Here is an 8,464-nt window from a genome sequence, read left to right as displayed (position 1 = left end):
CCCCCACGACGTCCGCCGCCCCGTACGCCTCCTCTCCGGCCTCTACGTCTGCGGCGACCACCGCGACACGAGCACGGTCCAGGGAGCCCTCTTCTCAGGCCGCCGCGCGGCACTGGCGGTCCTGAGGGACTTGGGCATCCGTGCCCCCCATGACGCGGAAGAACTGCAAGCGGCGTAGGGCGCACGGATCCGGGGCGAAGCCCCGGACTCAAGGGGCGCGGGGAACTGCGCGCCCAGCCGAAGACAACCGACAGCCGCGCGCGGAGCGCAAGAGGCACCCCAGTAGGCGCCCCGCAGCGGACCTGCACCCGCACGCACAGCGCAAACGCCGACGGGGCCCGGGGCCAAGCCCCGGACCCCGGGCCCCGTCGGGGTCAGAGAAGGGCCACCTTCTCCCGGTAGGCCCGAACGGCCGCCGCATCCCGATACGGCTCCAACCGCCGCTCGAAATCCCGGATGTACTCCAGCGCCCGCACCGACCGCATCTCGGCCGCCTGCGCCGCCGCCTCCGCCCCCAGCGTGCACGCCTGCTCCAGCTCGCCGAGCCCGAGCCGCGCGGTGGCCAGCACCACGCGGCAGAAGAGCCGGCTGCGGGCGTACGACTGGCTGCGCAGTTGCAGGGACCGCTCCGCGTGCTGCGCAGCGGCCCGGTACTGCTGGAGGTCGCGGTGGCAGTGGCCGAACTCGTCCGCGAGCTGCGCCTCGTCGAAGAAGCGGGCCCAGTACGGCACCTCGTCGCCCGGCCGAGCGCTCTCCAGCGCCCGCTCCGCCCGGGCGAGCGAGGCGGAGCAGGCCCGTACCTCGCCGAGCACGCCGTGGCCGCGTGCCTCGACCGCGTGGAGCAGCGACTGCACCACCGCCGGGGCCCCCGAGCCGACGCCCTGCTGGGCGACCCGGGCGAGCTGCACCGCTTCCCGGCCGTGCCCGAGGTAGACCGCCTGCCTGCTCATGGTCACCAGGACATAGCTGCCGTACGGCCGGTCGCCCGCGGCCTGGGCGAGCCGCAGCGCCTGGACGAAGTAGCGCTGGGCCAGCCCGTGGGCCGCGATGTCGTACGAGGTCCACCCGGCGAGCCGGGTGAGGTCGGCGACGGCGCCGAAGAGCCGCCGCCCCGCCGCCTCGCCGTACGTGCCGCGGAGCATCGGTTCGGCCTCGTGCTCCAGATAGCGCACGAGGGCCTGCCGGGCGTGCCCGCCGCCGTACGCGTGGTCGAGCGTGCGGAAGAGCTCGCCCACCGACCGCAGGGCCGCGATGTCGCCCATCGAGACCCGGCCGCCGGGCCCGCGCTCGGCGTGCCGCTGGCGCGGCGGGAGCCCCCGGCCCTGGGCGGGCACCCGGGCGACGCCGTCCACGGCCACGGGCGGGGCGCCGCGCGCCACCCGCTCGTCGGCCCGGCCGATCAGCCAGTCCCGGCTGGGGACCACCAGGCCCGCCGGGGTGAAGGCGATCTTCCGTAGCTCGGTGTGACTGCCGGAGTCCTTGCGCCACAGGCCACTGACGATGTCAATGGCCTCCTCCGGGGAAGCGGCGAATTCCAGCCCCGCGTAGACCGGGGCGCACGCGTCGAGCCCGAGGTCCTGCGCGGACAGCCGTCGGCCCAGCCGCCGGGTGAAGACCTCGGCGATCAGCGCCGGTGTCGTGCCGCGCGGCTGCTGGCCGCGCAGCCACCGGGTGACCGAGGTCTTGTCGTAGCGCAGGTCGAGGCCGTGCTCCAGCCCTAACTGATCGACGCGCCGAGCCAGCCCTGCGTTGGAGAAGCCCGCCTCCGCGATCAGTGCCGCGAGCTGGCGGTTGGGGATGCGCTGCGGGGGTCGTTCCGTCATCAGCCTGCCGGTCTCCCTGATCGCGTGATGGGCGTGATGGGTCTGATGGGTCTGATCGCGTGATGGGTCGCGCTGTGGATCGCGTTGTGGAACGGCGTGAACTTAGCGGCCACGCAACGCCCCTATGGCCTCCTTCGCCCCGCATTCATCCGATCGTGTGAGGACAGATCAAATACGCATGGACGACCGTCGGTCCGGTTCCGGGCAGACCGGCCGCCTGCGGCTCCGCCGAGGGGCCGCCGTACAGTGGCAAGAGCGTGCGTGCCAGCGTGCGGATTCGGCCGGACGGCGCGAACAGTACGGCGGCCGCGCACGCCCGTGCACTGCAATGTTCGAAAAGATCCGCAGGATCCGAAGGAGCCACCGTGAGTGAGCTGCGCTTTGTCCACCTGGGCTTCGGGGATGACGCCGTCGACTACCAGGAGGCGTGGCAGGAGCAGCGGCGGGTCCACGCGGCCCGGTTCGCCGACGAGGTCCCGGACACCTGTCTGCTGCTGGAGCACCCGGCGGTTTACACCGCGGGACGGCGCACGGAGCCCAGCGAGCGCCCCCTGGACGGCACCCCCGTCGTCGACGTGGACCGCGGCGGGAAGATCACCTGGCACGGCCCCGGGCAGCTCGTCGGCTACCCGATCCTCAAGCTGCCGCGCCCGGTGGACGTGATCGCGCACGTACGGCGCCTGGAGGAGGCGCTGATCCGCGCCTGCGCGGACTTCGGCCTGGAGACCACCCGCGTCGAGGGCCGCAGCGGCGTGTGGGTGCTGGGCGAGGCCAGGGAGCAGGCCGCCGTCGGCGGCCTGGAGCTGGACTTCGACCCGCGGCTGCACGACGAGGAGTTCGACCCGCGGCTCAACGGCCCGGAGTACGCGCCCTCCAACGCGGGCCAGCGCGGCGAGGACCGCAAGCTCGCGGCGATCGGCATCCGCATCGCCAAGGGCGTGACCATGCATGGCTTCGCCCTGAACTGTGACCCTGACAACACCTGGTTCGACCGGATCGTCCCCTGCGGCATCCGGGACGCGGGCGTGACCTCGCTCTCCAACGAGCTGGGCCGCCGGGTGACCGTGCACGAGGTGCTGCCCGTGGTGGAGCGGCGGCTGCGCGAGGTCCTGGCGGAGTCGGAGCCGCTGCCGCGAGCGGTCTGAACCGTTCGGGAACACCCCGGGTCCGGAGGGAATGACCCCTGGCGCCCGCGGGTTGTCCCAGCACGCAGACCACACCTCAATCACACGCGCAAGCCATTCGCGTAAACACGTATGAATTAACGGGCGTACCCTGGTGTCCGCCGAAGAATCGAAGCCATAGGGAGCCGGACGTGTCCGCAGTCGCACCCGACGGACGCAAGATGCTGCGCTTGGAGGTCCGGAACGCCCAGACCCCCATCGAGCGCAAGCCCGAGTGGATCAAGACCCGGGCGAAGATGGGCCCCGAGTACACCAAGATGCAGAACCTCGTGAAGGGCGAGGGCCTGCACACGGTGTGCCAGGAGGCGGGGTGTCCGAACATCTACGAATGCTGGGAGGACCGCGAGGCGACCTTCCTCATCGGTGGCGACCAGTGCACCCGGCGCTGCGACTTCTGCCAGATCGACACGGGCAAGCCCGAGGCGCTCGACCGCGACGAGCCGCGGCGCGTCGGCGAGTCCGTCGTGACGATGGACCTGAACTACGCCACGATCACCGGTGTCGCCCGTGACGACCTGGAGGACGGCGGCGCCTGGCTGTACGCGGAGACCGTGCGCCAGATCCACCGGCAGACGGCGGAGCGCGCGGACGGCCGCACCAAGGTCGAGCTCCTGGCCCCGGACTTCAACGCCGTGCCGGAGCAGCTGGAGGAGGTCTTCGCCTCCCGCCCCGAGGTCTTCGCACACAACGTCGAGACCGTGCCGCGGATCTTCCGCCGCATCCGTCCCGGCTTCCGCTACGAGCGCTCCCTCGAGGTCATCACCAAGGCCCGCGAGTACGGCCTGGTGACCAAGTCCAACCTGATCCTGGGCATGGGCGAGACCCGTGAGGAGATCAGCGAGGCGCTGCGCGACCTGCACGGCGCGGGCTGCGAGCTGATCACCATCACCCAGTACCTGCGCCCCTCGGTGCGCCACCACCCGGTGGAGCGCTGGGTGAAGCCGCAGGAGTTCGTGGAGCTCAAGCAGGAGGCCGACGAGATCGGCTTCTCCGGTGTGATGTCCGGGCCGCTGGTCCGCTCCTCGTACCGGGCCGGCCGCCTCTACCAGCAGGCGATCGAGCGCCGCAGCGTCACCCCTTCGGCGCAGGCGGTCTGATTCCGCTTCCCCGTTTCCCGCTTTCCCGGCGCGGCCGGTACCTCTCGCGAAAGCGGGCACGGTACCGGCCGCGTCAACGTTTCATAGGTGTTTGACCAATCGGTCATCCATTGGTAACACCGGTGAGTGACGATGACAGCACGCATCGCAGCTGTCCTCCCGTACGCCGCAGTGCCAGCCCCCCGCCGCTCTGTCTCATCCCATCCCGCCTCCGAGGGGACCACGACATGCAGGCCGCGCAGGTACGCGCCTCTTCCGCTCCGCCGTCCGCACTGCCCTCCACCCTTTCCGTACGGCCCCCCTCCGTCACGGGGGCCCTGCGGGCCCTGGAGAGTCTGCTGATGCGCCGGGGCCAGCGCACCGCCCGGCGGAACGCCTGGACCGCGGTGCTGGAGGACCGCCGCCGGGCCAAGGCCAGGCGCGAGGCGCAGCACCTGCTCGAGGCCGTGGCCGCCCCGGGTCCACAGGCCACGTAAACTTCGCCTTATGGCGAGGAAGGAAACACCTGAGAACCCGGGGCGGCTGAAGCAGATCGCCCTGACCTACAAGATGACCAAGAAGGTCGACCCCAAGGTCGGTCTCGTCGTCGCGGCTGTGGGCATCGTCACCTTCGGTGTGCTCCTCGCCATCGGCTTCTGGATCGACCACCCGGTCTACCTGGGCATCCTGGGCTTCCTGCTGGCCTTCCTCGCGATGGCGATCGTCTTCGGACGCCGCGCCGAGCACGCCGCCTTCGGGCAGCTGGAAGGCCAGCCGGGAGCCGCGGCCGCGGTCCTGGAGAACATCGGCCGTGGCTGGTCGACGACCCCCGCGGTCGCCATGAACCGTAGCCAGGACGTGGTGCACCGCGCGGTGGGCAAGGCGGGCATCGTGCTGGTCGGCGAGGGCAACCCCAACCGGGTCAAGGGCCTGCTGGCGGCCGAGAAGAAGCGGATGGCGCGCATCGTGACCGATGTGCCGGTGCACGACTTCATCGTGGGCGACGGCGAGGGCCAGGTGCCGATCAAGAAGCTGCGCACCACGCTGCTCAAGCTGCCGCGCGTCCTGCCGGGCGCGCAGGTCACGGTCGTCAACGACCGCCTGCGGGCGCTCGGGGACCTGCTGAGCAACATGCCGATCCCGAAGGGCCCCATGCCGAAGAACATGCGCATGCCGAAGGGCCGCTGAGACCCGTACGGCCCCGACAGACACCCGGAGGCGGGCGGAACCGAAAGGTTCCGCCCGCCTCCACTGTTTCTCACGTTCTCACGATCAGATGCGCACCTGGACGGACTTCGCGAAGCGGTCGTGCAGGCCGCGGCCGTCGCGGTCCCAGATGATCGCGGGGACGAAGAGGACGATCAGCACGCTGCGCAGCGCGACCCGGAGAGCGGGGAGACGGCCGCCGCCCTCGCCGACGACGCGCAGCCCGAGCAGCCGCTTGCCGGGGGTGCAGCCGACCGTACCCACCGTGACCAGGCTGAGTACGAAAAAGATCAACAGGGCCCAGTTGCCCGCCTGCTGGCCCTTGCCGTCGGCGAGGAACGCGTAGGCGATGAGCATGCACAGTGCCCAGTCGACGAAGACCGCCGCGATACGCCGTCCGGGCCGCGCGATCGAGCCCGGCCCGCTCTCCGGCAGCCCGAGGCGCTCGCCCCGGTACCCGAAGTCGATGCCCATGTCCTCGGCGGCCGCGCGCGGCCCGGAGAGCCATGAGCCCATTACTTGCCTCTTGTCCACCCGACAACGGTACTGCGACTGCTTTCGTTCACTTCCGTCCGGGTCCGTTATCAGCCGTTTCAGCCATGCTTCGGGGCGCGTTCCGGTTAACCTCGGCGAAACAAATGGGTCATGCTTGGGAAATCCCGCCTCTCTAGGGTCGGCGACAGCGCGGTACGGCACGGGAAGGCATGGGAACCCGCCGAACCTCTGCATGACCTGCATCTGCATGAACTGCGTATGGTCCGCGCCACCGAAGCAACCCCGACCGCTCGCGGCCGGGCTAGGAGGAGTTGGATGTTCCAGAACGGCGACGACGCCAAGAAGTTCATCGCGGACGAGGACGTCAAGTTCGTCGATGTCCGATTCTGTGACCTGCCCGGCGTGATGCAGCACTTCACCATCCCGGCGTCGGCGTTCGACCCGAGCGAGGAGCTCGCCTTCGACGGCTCCTCCATCCGCGGGTTCCAGGCCATCCACGAGTCCGACATGGCGCTCCGCGCGGACCTGTCGACGGCGCGCGTCGACCCGTTCCGCCGCGACAAGACGCTGAACATCAACTTCTTCATCCACGACCCGATCACCGGCGAGCAGTACAGCCGCGACCCGCGCAACATCGCCAAGAAGGCGGAGGCGTACCTGGCCTCCACCGGCATCGCGGACACCGCGTACTTCGGCCCGGAGGCGGAGTTCTACGTCTTCGACAGCGTCCGCTTCGAGACCAGCGCGAACCAGTCCTTCTACCACATCGACTCCGAGGCGGGCGCCTGGAACACCGGTGCGGAGGGCGACAACCGCGGCTACAAGGTCCGCTACAAGGGCGGCTACTTCCCCGCCCCGCCGGTCGACCACTTCGCCGACCTGCGTGCCGAGATCTCCCTGGAGCTGGAGAAGTCCGGCCTCCAGGTCGAGCGCCAGCACCACGAGGTGGGCACCGCGGGCCAGGCGGAGATCAACTACAAGTTCAACACGCTGCTCGCCGCGGCCGACGACCTGATGCTCTTCAAGTACATCGTGAAGAACGTCGCCTGGCGCAACAACAAGACCGCCACCTTCATGCCGAAGCCGATCTTCGGCGACAACGGTTCGGGCATGCACGTCCACCAGTCGCTGTGGAACAAGGGCGAGCCGCTCTTCTACGACGAGCAGGGCTACGCGGGCCTCTCCGACACCGCCCGCTACTACATCGGCGGCATCCTCAAGCACGCCCCGTCGCTGCTCGCCTTCACCAACCCGACGGTGAACTCCTACCACCGCCTGGTCCCCGGCTTCGAGGCCCCGGTCAACCTGGTCTACTCGCAGCGCAACCGCTCCGCCGCGATGCGCATCCCGATCACGGGCTCCAACCCGAAGGCCAAGCGCGTCGAGTTCCGCGCCCCGGACCCGTCCTCGAACCCCTACCTCGCCTTCTCGGCCCTCCTCCTGGCCGGCCTCGACGGCGTCAAGAACAAGATCGAGCCCGCCGAGCCGATCGACAAGGACCTCTACGAGCTCGCCCCCGAGGAGCACGCGGGCGTCCCGCAGGTCCCGACCTCCCTCCCGGCGGTCCTCGACGCCCTCGAGGCCGACAACGAGTACCTCCAGGCCGGCGGCGTCTTCACCGCCGACCTGATCGAGACCTGGATCGACTACAAGCGCACCCAGGAAATCGCCCCGATGCAGCTCCGGCCGCACCCGCACGAGTTCGAGCTGTACTTCGACCTCTAAGCCGCGCCTGCGGCCCGGTCGTGAGCCCCGTCACCGCTTCGGCGGTGGCGGGGCTCCGTCGTTCGTGGCCGGTCGGCCGGTGGGTGGCTCAGTGCCTGTCGATGGCGATCAAGGAGCGGACCATGCGGCAGGTCGTGTTGGACGGCGGGCGGACGCCGATCTTCTCGGCGACCAGGCGTATGCGGCGGTTGCGGGCCTGCTCGGGGCGGTCGACGCCGGAGTGGAGCAGGGCGATCGCCAGGCGCATGGCCTTCACCCGGCGGTTGTGCGACTCGTACCAGCCCCGTGGGAGTCCGGCGGGCAGGGGCTTCTTCGGCAGGGTCGGGACACTGGGCAGAATCGGTGACGGTGCTGCTGCGGCAGCCATCGGCATCCTCCTGACGCGGCGGGAAAGCCCTCGTTCGTTACCCCCCATTTTAGTGCGGGGCACTGACAATCGCCCGAGGTCAGCGGCCACTTGTCGGTGCCGGGCGGTACGGTGTGCGGCATGGAGATCTGGATCAATCCCGCCTGTTCGAAGTGCCGCGCCGCGACCGCGCTGCTCGATGCGGAGGGCGCCGAGTACACCGTCCGCCGCTATCTGGACGACGTCCCGGACGCCGCCGAGATCCGCGCCGTGCTCGACCGGCTCGGGCTGGAGCCGTGGGACATCACCCGCACCCAGGAGGCGGTGGCCAAGGAGCTCGGGCTGAAGGACTGGCCGCGTGACGCCACCGCCCGGGACCGCTGGATCACGGCGCTCGCCGAGCACCCCAAGCTCATCCAGCGCCCGATCATCACCGCGGACGACGGCTCGGCGCTGGTGGCCCGTACGGACGAGGCGGTGCGGGAGGCCCTGGCCCGGCGGAAGTGACGGCAGCAGCCCGCCCCGCCCCACCCCGTCCCGCCCGCTTCCATCGGGAAATCGCTCACCTGGAATCTATGCGGAAGTAACAAATTTTGATGAGATGTTGAC

General features: G+C 70.2%; 10 protein-coding genes. 7 read left to right on the top strand and 3 right to left on the bottom strand.

Annotated features, from left to right (window positions below; all coding sequences use genetic code 11):
- Positions 1–178, top strand: a 178-nt coding sequence (locus tag K6I34_RS25645) for an FAD-dependent oxidoreductase (RefSeq protein WP_229328923.1), incomplete at its 5' end; no start/stop codon positions are given.
- A gap of 196 nt (positions 179–374) precedes the next feature.
- On the opposite strand, the gene K6I34_RS25640 is transcribed toward K6I34_RS25645, so the two are convergent.
- Complete coding sequence (locus K6I34_RS25640; protein ID WP_229328921.1) at positions 375–1,823, bottom strand: regulator; 1,449 nt, start codon at positions 1,821–1,823, stop codon at positions 375–377.
- A gap of 365 nt (positions 1,824–2,188) precedes the next feature.
- Between K6I34_RS25640 and lipB the strand changes: the two genes are divergently transcribed.
- From lipB to K6I34_RS25620, 4 genes are all read left to right on the top strand, one after another.
- Positions 2,189–2,968 (top strand): lipoyl(octanoyl) transferase LipB, encoded by a 780-nt coding sequence (gene lipB / locus K6I34_RS25635; RefSeq protein ID WP_229328919.1) that lies wholly within the window; start codon positions 2,189–2,191, stop codon positions 2,966–2,968.
- Positions 2,969–3,138: 170 nt separating this feature from the next.
- Complete coding sequence (lipA, locus tag K6I34_RS25630) at positions 3,139–4,104, top strand: lipoyl synthase (RefSeq protein ID WP_229328918.1); 966 nt, start codon at positions 3,139–3,141, stop codon at positions 4,102–4,104.
- Positions 4,105–4,331: 227 nt separating this feature from the next.
- The gene (locus K6I34_RS25625; RefSeq protein ID WP_229328908.1) at positions 4,332–4,580 is read left to right on the top strand and encodes a hypothetical protein; all 249 of its coding nucleotides are present in this window, start codon (positions 4,332–4,334) and stop codon (positions 4,578–4,580) included.
- A 10-nt stretch (positions 4,581–4,590) separates the two neighbouring features.
- Positions 4,591–5,271 carry a DUF4191 domain-containing protein gene (locus K6I34_RS25620; RefSeq protein ID WP_229328906.1) on the top strand — a complete coding sequence of 227 codons (681 nt, stop codon included), beginning with the start codon at positions 4,591–4,593 and terminating at the stop codon, positions 5,269–5,271.
- An 84-nt stretch (positions 5,272–5,355) separates the two neighbouring features.
- Here the strand turns inward: K6I34_RS25620 and K6I34_RS25615 are convergent, their stop codons facing one another.
- Positions 5,356–5,823, bottom strand: a complete 468-nt coding sequence (locus K6I34_RS25615) for an RDD family protein (protein ID WP_229328904.1) — start codon at positions 5,821–5,823, stop codon at positions 5,356–5,358.
- Between the two features lie 276 nt (positions 5,824–6,099).
- Between K6I34_RS25615 and glnA the strand changes: the two genes are divergently transcribed.
- Positions 6,100–7,509, top strand: coding sequence for a type I glutamate--ammonia ligase (gene glnA, locus K6I34_RS25610; protein ID WP_229328902.1), 1,410 nt, complete (start codon positions 6,100–6,102; stop codon positions 7,507–7,509).
- Positions 7,510–7,597: 88 nt separating this feature from the next.
- On the opposite strand, the gene K6I34_RS25605 is transcribed toward glnA, so the two are convergent.
- Positions 7,598–7,876: a hypothetical protein gene (locus K6I34_RS25605; protein ID WP_229328900.1), complete on the bottom strand. Its 279-nt coding sequence runs from the start codon at positions 7,874–7,876 to the stop codon at positions 7,598–7,600.
- Positions 7,877–7,996: 120 nt separating this feature from the next.
- Here K6I34_RS25605 and K6I34_RS25600 point away from each other — a divergent pair, with 120 nt between their 5' ends.
- The gene (locus K6I34_RS25600; protein ID WP_229328898.1) at positions 7,997–8,362 is read left to right on the top strand and encodes an arsenate reductase family protein; all 366 of its coding nucleotides are present in this window, start codon (positions 7,997–7,999) and stop codon (positions 8,360–8,362) included.
- Positions 8,363–8,464 lie beyond the last annotated feature (102 nt).

The sequence above is a fragment of the Streptomyces sp. UNOC14_S4 genome (assembly GCF_020740835.1).
Taxonomy (GTDB): Bacteria; Actinomycetota; Actinomycetes; order Streptomycetales; family Streptomycetaceae; genus Streptomyces.
Note: the sequence above shows the minus strand (reverse complement) of the source record. Positions and strands in the feature narration are given on the sequence as shown.